Genomic DNA, 20,292 nt, shown 5'->3' on the forward strand with positions numbered 1-20,292 from the left:
GCGACAGCCGCTACAGCGTAGCGCAGCCTGATCGGTTACCGCGCACGGCCCCTCACCGCCCTGCCGTCTGGTACGACCCACCCCACACCTCCTACACCTTCCTAGGAAGATAGGTGGTTTGCTGGGGCTGGGGTGAGTCGCCGGTACGGAGTGACGCGCTCGATTTACCGGCGCGTGGCGGCGTACGGGATCAGCCGTGGGCCTTGCCTCGGCCACCCGGGCCGAGCTTCTTGCGCGGCCGGACCGACACCTCGACCGGGCTGCCCTCGAAGCCGAACTCCTCGCGCAGCTTGCGCTCGACGAACCGCTGGTATCCGGCGTCCAACGGGCCGGTCGTGAACAGCACGAACCGCGGCGGCTTGGTCCCCGCCTGGGTGGCGAAGAGCACCCGTGGTGCCCGCCCGCCCCGCACCGGGTGCGGGGTGGCCTGCACCAGCGCGGTCAGCCACTGGTTGAGCTGGCCGGTCGGCACCCGCGTCTCCCAGCTCGCCAGTGCGGTCCGTAGCGCCGGCGCGAGCCGGTCCACGGCACGTCCGGTCTTCGCCGAGACGTTGACCCGGATCGCCCACGGGATGCGTCGCAGCTCCCGCTCGATCTCCTTGTCCAGGTAGTACCGTCGGTCGGCGTCGACCAGGTCCCACTTGTTGAACGCGATCACCACCGCCCGCCCGGACTCGGTGACCATCGCCAGCACCCGCTGGTCCTGCTCGCTGATCGGCTCGGCGGAGTCCAGCAGGACAACGGCGACCTCGGCCGCCTCGATCGCCCCGGCGGTACGGAGACTGGCGTAGTACTCGGTGCCGCTGGCCTTGCCCACCCGCTTGCGCAGGCCGGCGGTGTCGACCAGTTGCCAGGTCTCGCCACCGATCTCGACCAGGCTGTCCACCGGGTCGACGGTGGTGCCGGCCACCGAGTCGACCACCGCGCGGTCTTCCTTGGCAAGTCGGTTGAGCAGGCTGGACTTGCCCACGTTCGGCCGGCCCACCAACGCGACCCGGCGCGGGCCACGGGGGGCGTTCTCGTTGATCGGCGGCGGGTCCGGCAACGCCTCGAGGATCGCGTCGAGCAGGTCACCGGCGCCCCGGCCGTGCAGCGCCGACACCGGGAACGGTTCGCCGAGGCCGAGCGACCAGAGCGAGGTCGCCTCGATCTCGGTGGCGGCGTTGTCCACCTTGTTGGCGATCAGGATCACCGGCTTCGCGCTGCGGCGGAGCATGCGCACCGCCGCCTCGTCGACGTCGGTGGCACCGACCACCGCGTCGACCACGAACAGCACCACGTCGGCCGTCGCGACCGCGATCTCCGCCTGGGCGGCGATGGCCGCGGCGCGGTCCCGCGCGTCCGGTTCCCAGCCGCCGGTGTCGACCACGGTGAACTGCCGGCCGGACCACTGGGCGTCGTACGGCACCCGGTCGCGGGTCACGCCCGGTACGTCCTCCACGACCGCCTGCCGACGGCCGATGATCCGGTTGACCAGGGTGGACTTGCCGACGTTGGGACGCCCCACGACCGCTACCACCGGTACCGGCCCGGTCTCCTCGACCTCGAGATCGGGCTCTCGCAGCTCGATCCAGCCATCGTCCGGGCTCATGCCACTGCCTCGTTCCGCTCGTTCACACTGTTGAAGTGCCGCTCGTTGACACTGTTGGACACGGCCCAGGGCCGGTTGATCAGGGCGCTCACGCGTCCACCTTGCCGTCGAGCAGGTCACGCAGCCTGGTGACGACCTCGTCGATGTTCATCTCGGTGGTGTCGAGCACCACCGCGTCGCCTGCCTGCCGGAGTGGATCGGCCGTCCGGGTGGAGTCGAGCCGGTCCCGACGGGCCAGGTCGGCCGCGGTGGCGGTGACATCGGTGGCGTGTTCGGCGCTGCGGCGCTGTGCTCGGGCGTCGGCGGACGCGGTGAGGTAGACCTTCAGGTCGGCGTCGGGTGCGACCACCGAACCGATGTCCCGACCCTCGACGACGATCCGCTCGGCGGCCGAGATGATGCCGCGCTGCATGGCCACCAGCAGCTCGCGGACGGCGGGTACGGCGGACACGGCGGACACGGCCGCGGTCACCGCCGGGCCACGGATCTCCCGGTCGATGGCGATCCCGTCGGCGCTCACCCAGGGTGCGTCGGGCTCGACGCCGATCCCCAGATCGACCTCACGGGCGATCTTGATTACGGCCTCGGCGTCGTTCGGATCCACCTCGGCGCGCAGCACCGCCCAGGTGATGGCCCGGTACATCGCGCCGGTGTCGAGGTAACGGGCGTCGAGCGCGCTCGCCAGCCGCCGGGAAACGGTGGACTTGCCTGAACCGGACGGGCCGTCCACGGCGACCACACATCGCCCGGTCCGCACCTTTTCCGCCACCGTTCCTCCTTCGCCAGTTTGGGGACGTACACGCCATCGTGCCGGCCGCTCCAGCCGGCCAGCCGCGCGGATTTCCGTCCACTCGTCGTCGTCCATCATGCCCCGTCGGTCGGACCGCCCCGCGTGCGCCTCAGGAGGCGCGACGCAGAGCACGCCGGGGAACCCGACGCGACTCCCCCGCCGCGCATCAACGATCTTTCTCGCCCCGGTCGCCGTGGGTCGCCGGGCCGCAACGACCGCCGTGGTCGGTCTTCCCCCACAACCGATCCGTACGGATCAGCCACTGTTGCGCCCCGAACCGGAGTCCCGGACGGAATCAGCCCCATCGTGACGACGGGACCGTACGGATGGAGAGCTTCGGACCGTACCCGGGGGAGGCCGATCGTCCCGGGCGGCGCGGCACCGGCGCGATCGGGGCCCGGTGGGCGCCGCTGCCGTGGTCAGGCGTCGACGTCGACCGCCTTGAACAGCGCGGCCACCTCGGCATTGGTCAGCCGACGGGTACGCCCGGCGCGCAGGTCCCCCAGCCGGATCGGCCCGATCTCGGTCCGGATCAGCCGTGACACCGGGTGCCCCACCTCGTCGAGCAACCGGCGCACGATGTGCTTTCGCCCCTCGTGCAGGCTGATCTCGATCTGGGCGGTTTTTCCGAGCGTGTCGATCAACTTGAACGAGTCGACCCGCGCCGGGCCGTCCTCCAGTTCCACGCCGGCCTGGAGTCGCCGGCCGACGGACCGGGGCAGGGGCCCGGCCACCTCACACAGGTAGGTCTTCGACACCCCGTACGAGGGGTGCATCAGCCGGTGGGCGAGGGTGCCGTCGTTGGTGAGCAGGAGCAGGCCCTCGCTGTCGGCGTCGAGCCGCCCGACGTGGTAGACGCGTTCCTCCACCCGGTCCAGGAAGTCGGCGAGCGCCGTGCGCCCCTTCTCGTCGGCCATGGTCGAGACCACCCCACGGGGCTTGTTCATCGCCAGGTAGACCAGCCGGGTGTCGGTCACCAGCCGCTGGCCGTCGACGTGGATCACCGCCGTGGCGGGGTCGACCTTGTCACCGAGCTGGGCGACCTTCCCGTCGACGGTGACCCGGCGGCGGAAGATCAGGTCTTCGCAGGCCCGGCGGGAGCCGACTCCCGCCGCGGCGAGCACCTTCTGGAGCCGCTCGGCGCCCTCCCGCGCGTCCGGTTCCCCCCGTTGGGCACCGCCGCCGCTCGATGGACCGGTCGCCCTCACTGCGGCGCGGGTCACACGGGTACGGCTGTCATCGCGGGGCATCGGCTATCTCTTCCAGATCGTCGGGGAGGAACGGGGCCAGCGGGGGAAGCTCGTTGGCCGTGTTCAGCCCGAGCTTCTCCAGGAACAGAGTCGTCGTACGGTAGAGGAAGGCACCGCTGTCCGGTTCGCTGCCGCACTCCTCGACCAGGCCACGCGCGACCAGGGTACGGATCACCCCGTCGCAGTTGACACCGCGGATGGCCGAGATCCGTGACCGGGTGACCGGTTGCTTGTAGGCCACCACCGCCAGGGTCTCCAGCGCAGCCTGGGTGAGTCGTACCGCCTGCCCGTTGAGTACGAACCGCTCGACGTACGTGGCGTATTCCGGACGGGTGTAGAGCCGCCAACCGCCGGCCGCCCGCCGAAGGTCGAACCCGTGTCCGGCCTCGGTGTAGTCGGCGGACAACTGTTCGAGCATAGCGGCGACCCGATCGGTCGGCTGCTCCAGTACCTGGGCGAGCACAATCTCGGTGACCGGTTCGTCGACCACCAACAGGATGGCTTCCAGGGCCGGTCGCAGTTCGTCGTCGTCACCCAGCGCCGAAGCCTCCGGTACGCCCTGCGCCGCCACACTCGCCGTCACCTCGGGCGCGGGCGAGTCCACGGGACCGGGCGCGGCCCCCGGTGACAACTCGTCGGCAGGATCGGAGCGGACCGAAGTGGTGTCGACCTCGTCCGGCGCGTCCTCGACATCGTCGACCGGATCGACGCCGGCCGCCACGGATCCGGCCGGGTCGGCGGTCCCGCCCGCCGGGTCGACCGGACCGGCCAGCGGCTCGGCCGATCCAACCGGCTCGGCAGCCGCCCCCGCCTCGTCAACCGGGTCGGCGGCTACCTCCACGGACTCGACCCGGGCCTCCGTCGGTTCGGCGGAGGCGACCCCGGCCTCCCCCGGTTCGGCGGACTCGACCCGGACCTCCGCCGGTTCGTGGGCACCGGAGTCGGGCGGATTCGCGGCCCCGCCGGACGGCACCGCCTGACGGGCCCATGGTGGCACCCAGGCGGCGGCCTGGTCGGCCAGGGAGTCCGGGGCGTCCCGACGCTCGTCGCTCGTCATAACGGTGTGTCCTCCTCCGCCGTCGGGGTGCTGCTTTCCGCCCCGCGCGGCTGCGCCGTACCCGGTCGCGGTGCCTCGGCGGCTTCCGCCAACCGCGCCGCCGCTACCGCCGTCGACCCGGTGCGGTCCTCGACGGCGGCAACCACCACCGCTTCCTCCACCGAATCGTCCGACGCCGCTGAATCGTCCGGAGCCGACGAATCCTCCGGAGCCGACGAATCGTTCGGAGCCGACGAATCGTTCGGAGCCGACCGCTCCGGTGATCCGGAGTACTCGTCGATCTCAAGTTCGGCGCCGCCGTCGGCGGGGCCGGTCCACCGTACGGTCAGCTCACCCAGGGCCTGCACCTGGGTGAATCCGACCAGGCCCTCCCGGTACAGCTCCAACAGGGCCAGGAAACGGGCCACCACCTCAAGCGTCGTCTCGCAGTCGGCGCAGAGCAGCCCGAACGTCGCGGTGCCCATCCGGCGCAGCCGGTCGCGCAGGATCGCGGCGTGCTCCCGGACGCTGACCCGTACCTCGTGGATGTGCGCGACGGAGACCACCGGCACCGGTTTCGGGGTCATCACCCTGATGGCGATCTTCAGCAGCCGCTGGGGGCCGATGCCGAGCACCAGGTCGGGCAGTGCCTGGGCGTACCGGTCCTCCAGGCTGACCGCCCGTGGGTAGCGGCGGGACCCGACCGCCTCCAGGCCGGCGATGTGACTCGCCGCCTCCTTGAACGCCTTGTACTGGAGCAACCGGGCGAAGAGCAGGTCACGCGCCTCCAGCAGGGCGAGGTCCTCCTCGTCCTCGACCTCGGCGGCGGGCAGCAGCCGGGCCGCCTTGAGGTCGAGCAGGGTCGCGGCGATGAGCAGGAACTCGCTGGCCTCGTCGAGGTCCCAGTCGTCGCCCATGGCTCGGATGTACGCGATGAACTCGTCGGTGACCTGGTGCAGGGCGACCTCGGTCACGTCCAGCTTGTGCTTGCCGATGAGCTGCAACAGCAGGTCGAACGGGCCGGTGAAGTTCGCCAGCCGTACGGTGAATCCGGTTGTCGGCTCCTCGCCCGGCGCGGCGGGCTCCGGCTGCCGCACGAGCCCGGGCTGGTCGACCGGGTCCGACTGCTCGGCGGGTGGGATGACCGGGTCCGGCTGCGTGGCGGCATCGGTCGCATCGACCGGTGGCGGCTCGGCGGGCTGGACGGTCACCCGACGACCGTAGTCTACGGGTTGGGTGGGCAATGGCCGGCTACCGCTCGGCCTGCTGCGCGATCACCTCGCGGGCCAGTTGCCGGTAGTTGCGCGCCCCCGACGAGGCCGGGTCCAGCGTGGTGATCGGGGCACCGGCGACGGTGGACTCGGGGAACTTCACGGTCTTGGTGATCACCGTCTGGTAGACCTTGTCGCCGAACGCCTCCACCACACGTTGCAGCACCTGCCGGCAGTGCGTGGTACGGCTGTCGTACATGGTGGCGAGGATGCCTTCCAGCTCCAGGTCGAAGTTGAGCCGTTCGCGCACCTTGTCGATGGTGTCGAGCAGCAGGGCCACCCCGCGCAGGCTGAAGAACTCGCACTCCAGCGGGATGAGGACCCCGTGGGCCACGGTCAGCGCGTTGATCGCGAGCAGGCCCAACGACGGCTGGCAGTCGATCAGGATGTAGTCGTATTCCTTGCGGACCGTGCGCAGCACCCGGGCCAGGGCCATCTCCCGGGCGACCTCGTTGACGAGCTGGATCTCGGCCGCGGAGAGGTCGATGTTCGCCGGCAGCAGGTGCAGGCCGGCCACGTCGGTCTTGATCAGGACGTCCTCGGCGGTGACGTCGTCCTGCATCAGCAGGTTGTAGACCGACAGGTCGAGGTTGTGCGGGTTGACGCCCAGCCCGACCGAGAGCGCGCCCTGCGGGTCGAAGTCGACCAGCAGGACCTTGCGGCCGTACTCGGCCAGCGCGGCGCCCAGGTTGATGGTCGTGGTGGTCTTGCCCACACCACCCTTCTGGTTGGCCAGCGCCAGGATCCGGGCCGGCCCGTGCCGGTCGGTCGGCATCGGCTCCGGGATGGGCTTGCGCATGGTGTACGCGGTCGGGTCCGCGGGGGCGAGGTCGTTGCCGAAGTCCAGGGCGGACTGCTGTTCACGGAGTGTGGAGGTCCACGCCTCGGCCCGGTCACCGTTGCCAGCCATGTGCTTGTCCGCCCCCTTACCGACGACTGCGCGTCGGAGCCGTTTGGCGTCCTGCGCGGCGCCGCTACGAACCTCGATTGCCGCCCCAGGAGGCCCGCGCCGATCCCGACTGTACGCCACGTCCCGTCGCCCCTGCGGGCACCGTGCCGGCGTGTCGACGCTGCGGGATGCCAGGGGTAGATCCGCCGGTCAGGCTCGGGCCCGCGGGTGCGCAGTAGCGTACACCTCACGCAGCCGCTCCACAGTCACCAACGTGTACACCTGGGTCGTGGTCACCGAGGCGTGGCCGAGCAGTTCCTGCACCACCCGTACGTCGGCGCCGCCGTCGAGCAGGTGGGTGGCGTACGAGTGCCGCAGGGTGTGCGGGGAGACCGCGTGCGGCCCGTCGACCGGCAGGCCGGCGCGCTGCGCCGCCCGGCGCAGGATGCTCCAGGCACTCTGCCGCGACAGCGCCCCGCCACGGGCGTTGAGGAAGACCGCGGGGGTGCCCCGGCCGGCGGCGACCAGCAGCGGCCGGGCCCGGACCAGGTAGGCGCGCAGCGCTTCGGTGGCGTAGCCGCCGATCGGCACGGTCCGGGTGCGTCCGCCCTTGCCGTGCAGCACCGCGGTCCCCTCCACCAGGGTTTCGTCCGAACCGGCCGTCGCGACGTCGGGGCGGTCGAGGCCGAGGTCCAGGTCGTCGACCGCCGCGCCGACCGCCTCGGAGATCCGGGCGCCGGTGCCGTAGAGAAATTCCAGCAGGGCCCGGTCCCGCAACGCCAGCGGTCCGTCGGCGCCGCCCGTAGCGTCGGCCGCCGAGGTCTCCAGCAGCCGGATCACCTCGGTCACGTCCAGGGCGCGGGGTAACCGGCGGGTCGGCACGGCCGGGCGCACGTCCCGGCTGGCGTCCTCGCCGACCAGCCCCTCCCGCAGCGCGAACCGGTGCAGGCCCCGGACGGCACTGGCCGCGCGGGCGGCCGAGGCCGCCGCGAGCGGCGGGTGCCGGTCGTCGCCGTCGCGCAGCCGGGCGACGTAGCCGGTGATGTCGGCCGGTGCGACCGAGGCGAGGTCGACCACCCCGCCGCCGGCGAGTTCGACCAGGTAGCGGTTCAGGTCCCGGCGGTACGCCGAGAGCGTGTTCGTCGACAGCCCACGTTCGACGGTGAGGTGGTCGAGGTAGCCGCGTACGGCACGACGCAGGGCCGGAGAGGGTTCCGCTGCCCCTTCTCCGGTCTCCTGCGCTCGTCCGGTCAGGCTGCGTTCCCTTCGCGGTGTGGGCGGGGTCGGCCGGCTCAGGCCAGCACGTCCGCCAGGGCGACACTGGCCATGCCGTGCGCCTCGGCGACCGGGCCGTAGGTGACCTGGCCGTCGTGGGTGTTGAGGCCCAGGGCCAGGGCTGGGTCCCGACGCAGCGCCTCGCGCCAGCCGTGGTTGGCCAGTTCCAGGGCGTACGGCAGGGTGACGTTGGTCAGCGCGTAGGTGCTGGTGTGCGGGACCGCGCCGGGCATGTTCGCCACGCAGTAGAACAGCGAGTTGTGCACCGGGTAGACCGGGTTGTCGTGGGTGGTCGGCCGGGAGTCCTCGAAGCAGCCGCCCTGGTCGATCGAGATGTCCACGAGCACGCTGCCGGGCTTCATCCGGGAGACCAGTTCGTTGGAGATCAGTGTCGGGGCCTTCGCGCCCGGCACCAGCACCGCGCCGATGACCAGGTCCGCGTCGAGCACGGCCCGCTCGATCTCGTACGCGTTCGACGCCACGGTCTGCAGGTGGCCCCGGTAGATGGCGTCGGCCTGGCGCAGCCGGTTGACGTTGCGGTCCAGCAGCAGCACCTCGGCCTGTAGGCCGAGCGCGATCGCGGCGGCGTTCATGCCGGACACACCGGCGCCGATCACCACGGTCTTGGCCGCGTAGACGCCGGAGACGCCACCCATCAGCACCCCGCGCCCGCCACCGGAGCGCATCAGGTGGTACGCGCCGACCTGCGGGGCGAGCCGGCCGGCGACCTCGGACATCGGGGCGAGCAGGGGCAGCGCCCGGTCGGCGGTCTCCACCGTCTCGTACGCGATGCCGGTGACGCCCCGGTCGAGCAGCGCGTCGGTGGTCTCCTTCGACGCCGCCAGGTGCAGGTAGGTGAAGAGCACCTGCCCCGGACGCATCCGGTGGTACTCCTGCGCGATCGGCTCCTTGACCTTGAGGACCAGTTCGGCGGTGCCCCAGACCTCGTCCGCGCTGCCCAGGATCGTCGCGCCGGCCGCGGTGAACTCGTCGTCGGTGATCGACGAGCCGATCCCGGCTCCGGCCTCGACGTACACCTCGTGGCCGCCGCGGATGAACTCGTGCACCCCCGCCGGGGTGATCGCCACGCGGTACTCGTGGTTCTTGACCTCGCGTGGGATTCCGACCTTCACGATGAGACACCTTCCTTCCGGGGTCGACGTCCCCCGGCCGTTCGGCGCGCGCCGGCTCCGTTGCCGTCGCGGTCCGCCAGTACCGCCGGCGGCAGTCTAGGACGGCCGGGCGGGTCGGGCAGCCGCCAGTGTGACAGCCAGTGACGGTGGATCTTGACGATGTGTCAGCCGTACCGACGCCGGCACGCCCACCACATCGACGCGGACACCGGAAAGCCGGTCCCCGCCATCTCGTCCAACGACGGCGGGAACCGGCTTACTCCAGATCAAGCATTCGGATCACGCGTCCGGATCACGCGTCCGCAACGGGCTCCGGGTGGGGCTTGCCGGACCGGGGTCCTGACCGGGCGGTCAGCCGGGTAGTGGGGCGTCGGCCGGGCGCAACGGGGCCCAGCCGGCGTCGCGGGCCCGAGCCGCGGCGAGCACACCGGCGACGCAGGCCGCGTTGGTGATCTCGCCGGCCAGCACCATCGCGACGGCCCGGTCGAGGTCGACCCGGACCGCCCGCATGTCCGCCTCCTCGTTGTGGCGTTCGTGCCGCCGCTCCGCCGGCACCTCGGCGAGCTGCCGGGCCAGGAAGATCCGGATCAGCTCGGTCGAGGCACCCGGTGAGGTGTGCAGGTCGACCAGGAGGTCGATCTGGCCGGCGGCGAGGTCGACCTCCTCGGCCAGCTCGCGCAGGGCCGCCGCCGGCAGCGCCTCCCCCGCCACGTCGACCAGGCCGGCGGGCAACTCCCAGAGCCGCCGGCCGACGGGGTGCCGGTACTGCTGGATCAGCACCACCCGGTCCTCGTCGTCGAGCGCGACCACCCCGACCGCGCCCACGTGCCGTACGTAGTCACGGGCGGCCACCTCGCCGCCGGGCATGGTGACCTCGTCGGTGACGACGGAGAAGATCGGCCCGGTGAAGCGTTCGGTACGGGACCGCACCTCGTAGTGGTGCTCGCCGGCCGTCGGGGCGGTCACGAGGTCGACCGTGCCTTCGCCGAGCGCCCCGTGCCGTTCTGGGCGGCGCGCGGAGCCTGCGTCGCCGGCTCGCCGGTCTCCCCGGCGACCGTGGCCGGCTCGGCCACCGCGACGACGGCCGGTCCGCCCAACTCCACCGGGAGCTGGTCGGCGGCGGAGTACGCGACGACCGCACCGACGAACGCGGCGAACAGCGGATGCGGCCGGGTCGGCCGGCTCTTCAGCTCCGGATGCGCCTGGGTCGCCACGAAGAACGGGTGCAGCGTCCGGTCGAGTTCGACGAACTCGACCAGCCGGCCGTCCGGCGAGGTGCCGGAGATCTGCAGACCGGCCCTGGTGAGCGCGTCCCGGTAGGCGTTGTTCACCTCGTACCGGTGCCGGTGCCGCTCGCTGACCTCGGTGTCGCCGTACGCCTGGGCCACGATCGACCCCTCGGCGAGCCGGGCCGGGTACGCGCCCAGCCGCATGGTGCCGCCCAGGTCCCCCTTGCCGGCGACGATGTCCTCCTGGTCGGCCATGGTGGCGATCACCGGGTGGCGGGCCTGCTCGTCGAACTCCAACGAGTTCGCCCCCTCCAACCCGCCGAGGTGGCGGGCCACCTCGATGGTCATGCACTGCAGGCCGAGGCAGAGCCCGAGGATCGGGATCCCGTTCTCGCGGGCGTACCGGGAGGCGCCGATCTTGCCCTCGATGCCGCGTACGCCGAAGCCGCCGGGAATGACGATCCCGTCCACGCCGGCCAGTGCCGCGGCGGCACCGGACGGGCTGACGCACTCGTCACTGGGCACCCAGCGCAGCTCCACCCGCGCCCGGTGACCGAATCCGGCGGCCCGGATCGCCTCGCTCACCGACAGGTACGCGTCCGGCAGGTCGACGTACTTGCCGACCAGGGCGACCTTGACGGTGTGGTGCGGGTGGTGCACCCGCTCCAGCAGGTCGTCCCAGCCGTGCCAGGCCACGTCCCGGAAGGAGAGCCCGAGCCGGCGGACGACGTACGCGTCGAGGCCCTCGTTGTGCAGCACCTTCGGGATGTCGTAGATGCTCGGCGCGTCCGGGGCGGCGATGACCGCCTCCCGGTCGACGTCGCAGTAGAGCGACAGCTTGTGCTTGAGCGTGTCCGGGATCTCCCGGTCCGAGCGGCAGACGATGGCGTCCGGCTGGATGCCGATGTTGCGCAGCGCCGCCACCGAGTGCTGGGTCGGCTTGGTCTTCAGCTCGCCCGACGGCGCCAGGTACGGCACCAGCGAGACGTGCAGGTAGAAGCAGTTGTCCCGACCGATGTCGTGGCGTACCTGACGGATCGCCTCCAGGAACGGCAGCGACTCGATGTCGCCGACCGTGCCGCCGACCTCGGTGATCACCACGTCCGGCGTACGGCCGTCCTCGTCGGCGTCGGCCATCGACCGGATCCGGGCCTTGATCTCGTTGGTGATGTGCGGGATCACCTGGACGGTGTCGCCGAGGTACTCCCCGCGCCGCTCCTTGGCGATCACCGCCGAGTAGATCTGCCCGGTGGTGACGTTCGCCTTGCCGGACAGCGCCCGGTCGAGGAACCGCTCGTAGTGGCCGACGTCGAGATCCGTCTCGGCACCGTCGTCGGTGACGAACACCTCACCGTGCTGGAACGGGTTCATCGTGCCCGGGTCGACGTTGAGGTACGGGTCCAGCTTCTGCATCACCACCCGCAGACCGCGCGCGGTGAGCAGATTGCCGAGGCTGGAGGCGGTCAGGCCCTTGCCGAGCGAGGAGGCGACGCCCCCGGTGACGAAAATGTGCTTGGTCGTCCGTGCTGATGGGGCCAACGCCTGCTCCCGTGGTCGTCCGTTGCGGTCGTGCAGACCGTCGTGTTGATCAGGAAAATGATCACGCGATCCACGGGATTCCACGGTAACACCATTGCGGCCGGGTCCGCCGGTCGCACCCACCCACCGCCGCGACCGGGACCAATCCGCCCGGAGCGGACCGGCGTGCCTAGGACCGGCTCGCCTCGGCCGAGCCCGGCGGCAGGACGTCGGCGGCGCCCGTCGGCGGTGTCCGGGGCGCCTGGGCCGTGGCCTTTCCGGCCGGGGCCGGCGGTGGCGGCTCGACCGGGGTCCGACCGAACTCGGCCGACCCGTCGAACGTCGGCTGGGTACGGTCGGCCGCGTGGTCGAGCACCCGCAGCGCGGCCAGCGCCGCCAGCGGTACGGCCAGCGCGGCGGCGGCCCCGGCGACGTTCAGTGCCGAACCGCCGAGCAGCCCGCCGATCAGCGCGGCGACGGCGATCCCGGCCATCCCGGCGCGGATCGCCGGATAGATCCCGAACAGGCGCTTGAGCCCGCCCCAGGGCCGCAGCAGGGCGAACCACACCAGCACCGCCCCGACCAGCGCGAGTACGGTCAACGGGCTGCCGAACAGCGCGTCCAGGTTCGCCGTGCCGGAGCGGTGCACGGTCAGGCCGCTCGTACCGTCCGCGACCGCACCCAGGAACCGGCCCAGGCTCCCCTGCTGGCCGTCCGGCCGGCGCATGTCGAGTACGGCGAAACCGATCGTCACCGCGAGCCCGGCCAGGGTCGCCCAGGCCAGCCGGCCCAGGGTCAGCCAGCCGCCGGTGCTCATCGCCGCGGCGATGCAGACCCCGGCGGTGAGCGCGACCGCGCCGACCGAGTCCGCACCGAGGTACGGGCTGCCGATCACGACCAACCCGATCCCGCCGACCAGCACCACGATCGCCGGCCGCCAGCTGCGGCGTACCTGCTGCGCCAGGCAACCGGCGGTGAGCAGGATGCCGGCGACGAACACCCCGAGCCCGACGGTGCCGAGCCCGGCGTACCGGCCGCCGGCCAGGGCGGAGTAGCCGGCCACCCCGTTGAGCTGCAACCGGGCGCCGGTCACCACGTCCACCCCGACGACCAGCGCGGCCAACCCGGCGACGCTGCCCATCGGACCCAGCGTGCGCCCGTAGATCCCGGCCAGCCGGACCGCGGCGGTGCCGATCCCGAGGACCACGACCGTGACCAGCCCGAAGTACAGGCCGCCGTGGTCCGCCCGCCACCAGGGCACCGCGTCGGCGACCAGCGCCGCCGGGATCGCCAGCGCGGCGGCGATGAGCAGCACCTCGACCACCGCGACGACCCGGCGGGAGACCGGGGTGGGACCGACCGGACCGGCCCGGCGACGGGCCCGCCGCAGCAGCGGCAGCACCGCGATGGCGAGCAGGGTCTGGAAGCCGGCCAGCAGGGCGAAGAACCAGCTCGCCACCCGCCGCTGCGCGCCGGCCTCCCGGTCCGCGTCGGCCGGTCGGGCGATCGCCGTGGCCAGGTCCGACGGGCGACCGGGTGAGGTGGTCGCCGCCTGGCCGAGGAAGAGCCGCTCCGGCATCGGCCGGCCGACGGCCGCCAACGCCGTCGGCGCCAGGTCGATGAGCTGCACGTAGCCGTCCCGGCCGGTGCCGGAGGAGGTGAGCCAGCCGCCGGACCAGCCGGGGCCGTCGGCGACCGCGACGTGCAGCCGGGACGTCTGGTCGGTGTCGGAGATGCCCGCCACCAGGACCAGCGAGCGGGCGGGTCGGGCCGCCAGCACCCGGGCCAGCGCGGTGTCGGCGCGGCGGGCGGCGGCGGCGCGTACGACCGGGTCGTCGCCGGTGACGGCACCCAGGTCGACGATGCTGAGCACGCACGAGGCGAGCAGTTCGGCGGGGTTCGCCGGCAGCGTCGGGGCGTACCGGTCGACCCGGCCGAACGGACGGGCGGCGGCGACCGCGGCGCCGGGACCGACCGCGACGGTGCACCGGACCGACTCGGCCAACGCGCCGGGGATCGCCCCCCAGGGTTGCCGTTCCTTGTTGTAACGCACGGCGGCCTGCTGACCGGGCAGGTTGGCGCCGATGCCGTCCGGCTGCTCGACGGTCACCTGCGGCGCCGTACAGTCGCCGGTGACCGGCGTGCCGTCCCAGGCGGCGTAGTTGCCGGCGCCGAGGGTCAGCCAGCCGTCCACCGGGCAGGTCGGCTGCCGCCCGGACCGCACCGACAGCGAGCCGATCGATCCCCGCTCGGCCATCCGCCACAGGGTCGGCGTGGTCTGCGGGCTGACGTCCTCCCAGCGCAGTCCCGCCACCCCGGCCACCACCACGTAGTCGGCGGTGCGCTGCGGGGCGCCACCGGCCGGCCGGACCACCAGCGCCGCCACGGCCGACACGACGACGACCACGGTCAGCAGCACCGGCACGAGTCGACGCAGCATCAGCCGCGCCCGTGGTCGCCGGCGGCCGACGTGTCCGACGGCCTCGCCGAGGCGGGTGCCAGTTCGGCGTAGAGGGCGGCGACCTCGGCGACGGTCTGCTCCTCGGTGGGCCAGGTCGCGGCCCGGGTCCTCCCCCGCCGGCTCAGGTCGGCCCGGCGTCCGTCGTCGGCGAGCAGGTCGCGCACGGCCCGGTCGAGGGCGTCGATGTCACCGGCGGGCACCAGTACGGCCGCGTCCCCGACCAGTTCGGGGATGCCGCCGACGGAGGTCGCCACCAGCGGTACGCCGTTGTGCAGCGCCTCCTGGGTGAACAGTTGCCGCGCCTCCCAGTCACTGGTCACCAGGGCGAGATCGGCCCCGGCCAGCAGGTCGGCGACGTCGGTACGGTGCCCGAGCAGGGTGATCGGGGCGCGCACCTCGGAGATGTGGGCGGCCAGCGGGAGGTAGGACGGGCCACTGCCGGCGATCAGCACCACCGGGGGTGGGTCGAGGTCACGCCACCGCGCTGCGGCCTCCGCCAGTACGTCGTACCGCTTCTGCGGGTGCAGCCGACCGACCGACAGCAGCAGCGGTTGGTCGGCCGCCACCCCGAACTCGGCCCGTACGGCCGCCCGGCTGCGGGCCGGGGCCGGCAGGGTCGGCGCGGCGACCGGGGCCAGCCGGGCGTCCGGGGCGCCAAGCGCGGCGGCCCGCTCGACCAGGTCGGCGGAGGCGCCGAGGGCGACCCGGGCCCGCCGGGCGACGATCCGTTCCACCCAGCGGGAGACACGTCCGCGCAGCCCACCGGCGAGGACCGCGTTGTGCCAGGTGACCACGAGCGGCGGGGTCGGCCGGGCGAGCACCGCGACCAGGCCGGCGCGCAGGCCGTGGGCGTGCACCACGTCGACCGGGCCGGCGAGCACCCGGCGCAGTGCGGCGACCGCGCGGGCGTCGGCCGGGGTCGGGTTGGCGGGGATCTCGACCGGGACGAACCGGGCCCCGGTGGCGGTGAAGGCGAACTGCGCCTCGGTCGCTGCGGGCCCGCAGACGATGACCGTGGCACCGCCCGCGACCAGTCCACGGGCGAGCGAGGTGACGTGCTGGCCGACGCCTCCGGTGCTGGAGGCGAGGACCAGGACCACGCAACCGCCCCAGCCCGCGTCGGCCGCCCCGGAACGCTCGCTCCTCGCGCTCACCCCGACACCGTCTCCTTTGCGTCTCCCCGGCCGGGCCGGGGGCCGTTGGGGCCGTCACCGGATCGTCGGCGGCGGGCCAGCCGGCCCAGCCGGCGTCCCACCGAACCGATCATCGGTCGTACGTCGTGCCGGTCCAGCGGGTAGGCCACGGCGACGAACACCACCCCCACGACAACTCCGGACAGCATGCCCTGCAGCAGCGCGTCCACCTTCGCCGGGGTGCCGGCGAACAGTCCGGGCAGCCATCGGAGCACCGCGATACCGGCCAGGGTCGCGGCGGCACCGGCGGCGAGGCCGACCAGGCCCGACCGGGCCAGCCCGTCCAGCATCGACCGACCGGCCCGGCGGGCCACCACCACGACCAGCAGGGCACCGAGGACGAGCATGCCGACGGAGTTGGCGGAGGTGACCGCGACCAGCCGGTCGGCGTCCGGCAGGAGCCAGGACAGCAGCACCGCGGCGACCGGTACGACCAACCAGCCGGCGGCGGTGCCGGCCGCCGCCGCCCGGTTGTCGCCTCGGGCGTACAGGGCGCGGGACAGGACGGCGAAGACGCCGTAGCCGAGCAGGCCCGGCCCGAATCCGGCGATCGCGGCGGCGGAGGAGGTGCCGAAGTCGAAGAACCGGGCGACCGGTTCGGCGGTGGCGACCAGTGCTGCCGCGCCGAGGCAGCTCAGCAGCAGCACCCCGCGGGTGGTCGGGGCGAGGGTACGCCGGAACGTCTCCTCATCCCGCTCGGCGTACGCGGCGACCAGGGTCGGGTACGCCGCCACCGCCAGCGGCACCGCCAGCACCGCCCAGGGCAGCAGGTACATGGTCTGGGCGAGGTTGAGCACCACCGGGTTGTCGACCTGTGCGTCGGCGGCGAGCCGGAGCATGACCAGCAGGGCGATCTGCTGTCCGGTGACGGTCACCGCCCCGGCGAGGGCGAGCCCGCCGATCCGGCGCCGGTTCTCGGCGCTGAAGCCGTAGCCGGGTCGCGGCCGCAGGCGCAGCCGGCTCACCGGGATGATCAGGCAGCCGGAGAGGACGACGACGCCGAGGGTGGTGCCGACCGACAGGATGAGCTGCCCGCTCACGTCCACCTCGGCGATCGAGCCGTGCCGGCCCTCGACGCCGCCGAAGAGCAGGTAGACGCCGATCACGGTGAGGCTGGACAGCAGCGGGGCGAGCACCGGCCAGGCGAACCGCCGGTGCGCCTGGAGCACACCGGTGAGCACGATGCCGATCCCGTACAGCGGCAGTTGTGGGGCGAAGACCTGGAGCATCCGGGCCCCGGCGACGCGTTGCTCCGGAGTCGGGTCGCCGATGATCAGCGACACGATCGGCCCGGCGAAGACCGCCACCAGCACCGCGAGCGGCACCAGCAGGGTCACCGTCCAGGTCAGCAGCGCCCCGGTGGTCTGCGCGACCGCGCGCCGGTCACCGGCCGCGACCGCGCCGGCCAGCAGCGGTACGACGAGGCTGGCCAGCGCCCCACCGGCGACGATCTCGAAGACGATGTTCGGCACGGTGTTCGCGACGACGTAGACGCCGCCGAGGTCCGTCCTGCCGACCACCCAGGTGAAGATTCCGGTACGACCGAAGCCCGCCAGCCGGCTGGCCACGGTGAGTACGGCGATGAGCGCGGCGGCCCCGGCGACCCGGCCGGCGCCGGCGAGGGGTGCCGGTGCCGCCACGTCAGGAGGGTCGCCGGCCCAGGGCGTCCAGCTCGCGCAGCCCTCGGGTGTTCTGGATCACCTGGGTGAAGCTGACCTTCTCGCTGGCGGCGGTCAGCGCGACCAGGGCGGCCAGGATGCCGGCCCGCCCCACCGGCCCGGTACGGGCGGCCAGTGCCACCCCGAGCAGGGCGCCCAGGGCGTTGGCCCCGCTGTCGCCGAGCATGATCTCCTCGTTCAGGTCGGCCGGCAGCAGTCCGGCGGCGGCGCCGACCGCACCGGCGGCGAGCCCACCGGTCGGGCCGGGCAGCAGCGGGGTGCCGAGCAGGAGCCCGGACTTGAGGGCCCGGCCGGGGCGCAGGTCGAGCAGGTTGAGCAGGTTCGCCGTGCCGGCGATCACCCCGGCGCCGAGCAGCACGTCGGCGGCGACACCGAACCGGCCGCGTCGGGACCGCCGGGCCCGTACGGTCGGGTCGGCGGCGAGCAGGGCGGCGGCGGCCAGGCCGGCGGCGCCGACACCGGCGACCTTGACCAGGCCGCTGGTGACCCGCCCCTCGCGCAGGGCGCCGACGTGTCCGGCGAAGCCCTTGGCGGCTTTCTGTTCGGGCCGGTTGCCGACGACGTCGTCGTAGAGCCCGACGGCGCCGGAGCCGAGACCGGCGACCAGGGCGGCGGCCGCGGCCGGGGCACTGGGCGCTCCCACTGCGGCGGCCGTGGACGCGGCGGCGGCGAGCGCCGGCCCACCGGCGAGGGTGACCGTGCGGCCACGGAAGTTGGTCCGTTCCAGGGTCGGTGCCACCGGTAGGCCGGTGACGCCGCGCAGGGCGATCCGGGCGGCCAACGCCGCACCGCCGGCCACCCAGCGGCGGCCGGCCCTCCGCTGGCCGCTCACTTGGGCAGTTGGGGCAGGAGGGAGGTGGCGCCGGCGCCGAGGCCGTACTGGCCGGACTTCTTGCTGACGATCTGCTCGATCGCCGCCAGCGCGGTGACCACCTGTCCCTGGAGGGTGTTGGCGTGGTCGACGGTGGAGATCGTCTTGGCGAGTGCCGGGTCGTCGCGGACGGCCGCGACGACGTTTCCGGCGCTGGTGCCGCTGCCGGCGACGATCAGCGGGACCGTTTTGTCGAACTGTTCGGTCATGGTCACCACGGCCTGGTCCTTCTGTGCGGAGTCGCGGTCGACGTACGGCTGCCCGCTGACCAGCACGACCGCCTCGGCCGGCCCGGTGACCTTGTCACCGACGGTCAGGTACCCGGCGTTGCTGTACGCGTCGAGCACGGCCCGACGGTCGGCGTCGGTGACCGTGATCCCGTCGGGGCGGTCGAGCACGGCACCGGCGAGGAAGGCGCTGGAGGTCTCGACGCCGTTGCTGTTGCCTGGCAGGCCGTTGGCCGGCACCGTGGGCTTGGCGGAGCGTTCGGCGAGCCCGAGCAGGTCGACGCTGTTGTCGGGGTTGACGAACTTGTCCTGGAGGTCGATCCGGCCGGTGATGGTGGCTCCGGTCTGCCGGAGCATCTCGATCACCCCGTCGACGTGTTTCTCCCCGCTGGGCAGGGTGAGGATGAGCAGCCGGCGGTCGGTGAGGGTGCCGCCGAGCAGGCGCGGCGCCGACTCTCGGGCGAAGTCCTCCTCCCGGGTGACCTCCTCCTGGAGGCTGCCGACGGTCTCCCGCAACTGCTGGTTGTCCTTGCGCAGCTCGTTGACGTTGGCGCTGAGCGAGTCGGCGACCGGACCGTTGAGTGCCGCCGTACCGACCACCAGTCCGATCGCCAGGGCGAGGAACACCGCGGTGAGGGAGACCACGTGGTACCGAAAATTGATCACGCTTACAGCCCCTTGATCGTGGACGGCCTAGAACAGCTGCCCGAGCTGGAAGACCAGATTGTCCCACCACTCGGAGACCACCCCGAGATAGGCCTTGCCGACGGTCGAGACCGCCACCGCGGAGGCCATCGCGGCCACCGCGGAGAGGACCAGCAGCAGCAGCGACGAGCCGGAGATGTTCTGCCGGTAGAGCCGGCTCACCCCCTTGGCATCGACCATCTTGCCACCGACCTTGAGCCGGGTGAGGAACGTCGAGGCCATGCCGCCCCGGCCCTTGTCCAGGAACTCGACCAGGGTGGCGTGGGTGCCGACCGCGACGATCAGCGAGGCGCCCTTGCCGTCGGCGAGCAGCATCGCGAGGTCCTCGCTGGTGGCGGCGGCCGGGAAGGTGGTCGCGGCGACCCCGAGCTGCTGCACCCGGGCCAGGCCGGGTGCGCGCCCGTCCGGGTACGCGTGCACGATGACCTCGGCGCCGCAGCGCAGTACGTCGTCGGTCACCGAGTCCATGTCACCGATGATCATGTCCGGCGTGTATCCGGCCTCGACCAGCGCGTCCGCGCCCCCGTCGACGCCGATCAGCACCGGCTTGAACTCCCGGATGTACGGCCGCAGCACGTCGAGGTCGGCCTTGTAGTCGTAGCCGCGTACGACGATCAGGCAGTGCCGACCCCGCATGGAGGTCTCGATGTCGGGCAGCCCGACCCCGTCGAGCAGCAGGTCGCGTTCCTGCTTGAGGTAGTCCATGGTGTTCGCGGCGAAGGCCTCCAACTGCACGGAGAGTCCCTCCCGCGCGTCGGCCATCGCCTTGGCGACGGTTTCCGGGTCCTGCCGGCCACCGTGCGCGATCGGCTCGTCGCCGATGAACACGGTGTTGCCGTCGATCCGGACCGTGTCGCCCTCCCGGACCAGTTGGAAGACGTCCTCCCCCAGGTCGTCGAGGAGCGGGATGCCGGCCTTGACCAGCACCTCGGGGCCGAGGTTGGGGTAGCGGCCGGAGACCGACGGCTTCGCGTTGAGCACGGCGGCGACACCGACCGCGACCAGCGAGTCGGCCGCGACCCGGTCAAGGTCGACGTGGTCGATCACCGCGATCTCGCCTGGGCGCAGACGACCGACCAGGCGCTTGGTCCGGCGATCGAGGCGGGCGGTGCCCACGACGATGCCGGGTTCCGCGCTCCGGGTTCGGCGCAAGATGGGTAGACGCATCGGGACC

General features: G+C 72.8%; 16 protein-coding genes. All 16 read right to left on the reverse strand.

Going from position 1 to position 20,292, the window contains the following annotated elements:
• Positions 1-190 precede the first annotated feature (190 nt).
• Entirely contained in the window at positions 191-1,591 is a 1,401-nt protein-coding gene (der, locus tag ACZ6QQ_RS26840) for a ribosome biogenesis GTPase Der (protein ID WP_465880008.1), read from the reverse strand.
• 88 nt (positions 1,592-1,679) lie between these two features.
• Entirely contained in the window at positions 1,680-2,360 is a 681-nt protein-coding gene (gene cmk / locus ACZ6QQ_RS26845) for a (d)CMP kinase (protein WP_465880009.1), read from the reverse strand.
• 440 nt (positions 2,361-2,800) lie between these two features.
• The gene (locus ACZ6QQ_RS26850; RefSeq protein WP_465880011.1) at positions 2,801-3,631 is read right to left on the reverse strand and encodes a pseudouridine synthase; all 831 of its coding nucleotides are present in this window, start codon (positions 3,629-3,631) and stop codon (positions 2,801-2,803) included.
• Positions 3,618-4,688, reverse strand: a complete 1,071-nt coding sequence (scpB, locus tag ACZ6QQ_RS26855; RefSeq protein WP_465880012.1) for an SMC-Scp complex subunit ScpB — start codon at positions 4,686-4,688, stop codon at positions 3,618-3,620. The genes ACZ6QQ_RS26850 and scpB overlap by 14 nt, the downstream gene beginning before the upstream one ends.
• The gene (locus ACZ6QQ_RS26860) at positions 4,685-5,764 is read right to left on the reverse strand and encodes a segregation and condensation protein A (RefSeq protein WP_465880056.1); all 1,080 of its coding nucleotides are present in this window, start codon (positions 5,762-5,764) and stop codon (positions 4,685-4,687) included. The genes scpB and ACZ6QQ_RS26860 overlap by 4 nt, the downstream gene beginning before the upstream one ends.
• Positions 5,765-5,918: 154 nt before the next feature.
• The gene (locus ACZ6QQ_RS26865) at positions 5,919-6,848 is read right to left on the reverse strand and encodes a ParA family protein (RefSeq protein WP_363599711.1); all 930 of its coding nucleotides are present in this window, start codon (positions 6,846-6,848) and stop codon (positions 5,919-5,921) included.
• A 189-nt stretch (positions 6,849-7,037) separates the two neighbouring features.
• Positions 7,038-8,081, reverse strand: coding sequence for a site-specific tyrosine recombinase XerD (locus ACZ6QQ_RS26870; RefSeq protein WP_465880058.1), 1,044 nt, complete (start codon positions 8,079-8,081; stop codon positions 7,038-7,040).
• Positions 8,082-8,119: 38 nt separating this feature from the next.
• A complete protein-coding gene (ald, locus tag ACZ6QQ_RS26875) occupies positions 8,120-9,235 on the reverse strand; it encodes an alanine dehydrogenase (RefSeq protein WP_465880014.1) in 1,116 nt (371 codons plus the stop codon).
• Between the two features lie 351 nt (positions 9,236-9,586).
• Positions 9,587-10,201: an NUDIX domain-containing protein gene (locus tag ACZ6QQ_RS26880; RefSeq protein WP_465880015.1), complete on the reverse strand. Its 615-nt coding sequence runs from the start codon at positions 10,199-10,201 to the stop codon at positions 9,587-9,589.
• Positions 10,198-12,003, reverse strand: a complete 1,806-nt coding sequence (locus ACZ6QQ_RS26885) for a CTP synthase (RefSeq protein ID WP_465880016.1) — start codon at positions 12,001-12,003, stop codon at positions 10,198-10,200. The genes ACZ6QQ_RS26880 and ACZ6QQ_RS26885 overlap by 4 nt, the downstream gene beginning before the upstream one ends.
• A 169-nt stretch (positions 12,004-12,172) precedes the next feature.
• Positions 12,173-14,422, reverse strand: a complete 2,250-nt coding sequence (locus tag ACZ6QQ_RS26890) for a hypothetical protein (protein WP_465880018.1) — start codon at positions 14,420-14,422, stop codon at positions 12,173-12,175.
• The gene (locus ACZ6QQ_RS26895) at positions 14,422-15,597 is read right to left on the reverse strand and encodes a glycosyltransferase family 4 protein (RefSeq protein ID WP_465880020.1); all 1,176 of its coding nucleotides are present in this window, start codon (positions 15,595-15,597) and stop codon (positions 14,422-14,424) included. Before ACZ6QQ_RS26895 ends, ACZ6QQ_RS26890 begins: the two co-directional genes overlap by 1 nt.
• Positions 15,594-17,276: a murein biosynthesis integral membrane protein MurJ gene (gene murJ / locus ACZ6QQ_RS26900; RefSeq protein WP_465880022.1), complete on the reverse strand. Its 1,683-nt coding sequence runs from the start codon at positions 17,274-17,276 to the stop codon at positions 15,594-15,596. The genes ACZ6QQ_RS26895 and murJ overlap by 4 nt, the downstream gene beginning before the upstream one ends.
• 1 nt (position 17,277) lies before the next feature.
• A complete protein-coding gene (locus ACZ6QQ_RS26905; RefSeq protein ID WP_465880024.1) occupies positions 17,278-18,147 on the reverse strand; it encodes a hypothetical protein in 870 nt (289 codons plus the stop codon).
• Positions 18,144-19,079, reverse strand: coding sequence for a copper transporter (locus tag ACZ6QQ_RS26910; RefSeq protein WP_465880026.1), 936 nt, complete (start codon positions 19,077-19,079; stop codon positions 18,144-18,146). The genes ACZ6QQ_RS26905 and ACZ6QQ_RS26910 overlap by 4 nt, the downstream gene beginning before the upstream one ends.
• A 27-nt stretch (positions 19,080-19,106) precedes the next feature.
• Entirely contained in the window at positions 19,107-20,285 is a 1,179-nt protein-coding gene (steA, locus tag ACZ6QQ_RS26915; RefSeq protein WP_465880027.1) for a putative cytokinetic ring protein SteA, read from the reverse strand.
• Between the last annotated feature and the right edge of the window lie 7 nt (positions 20,286-20,292).

It is taken from the genome of Micromonospora sp. NPDC049529 (assembly GCF_055586685.1).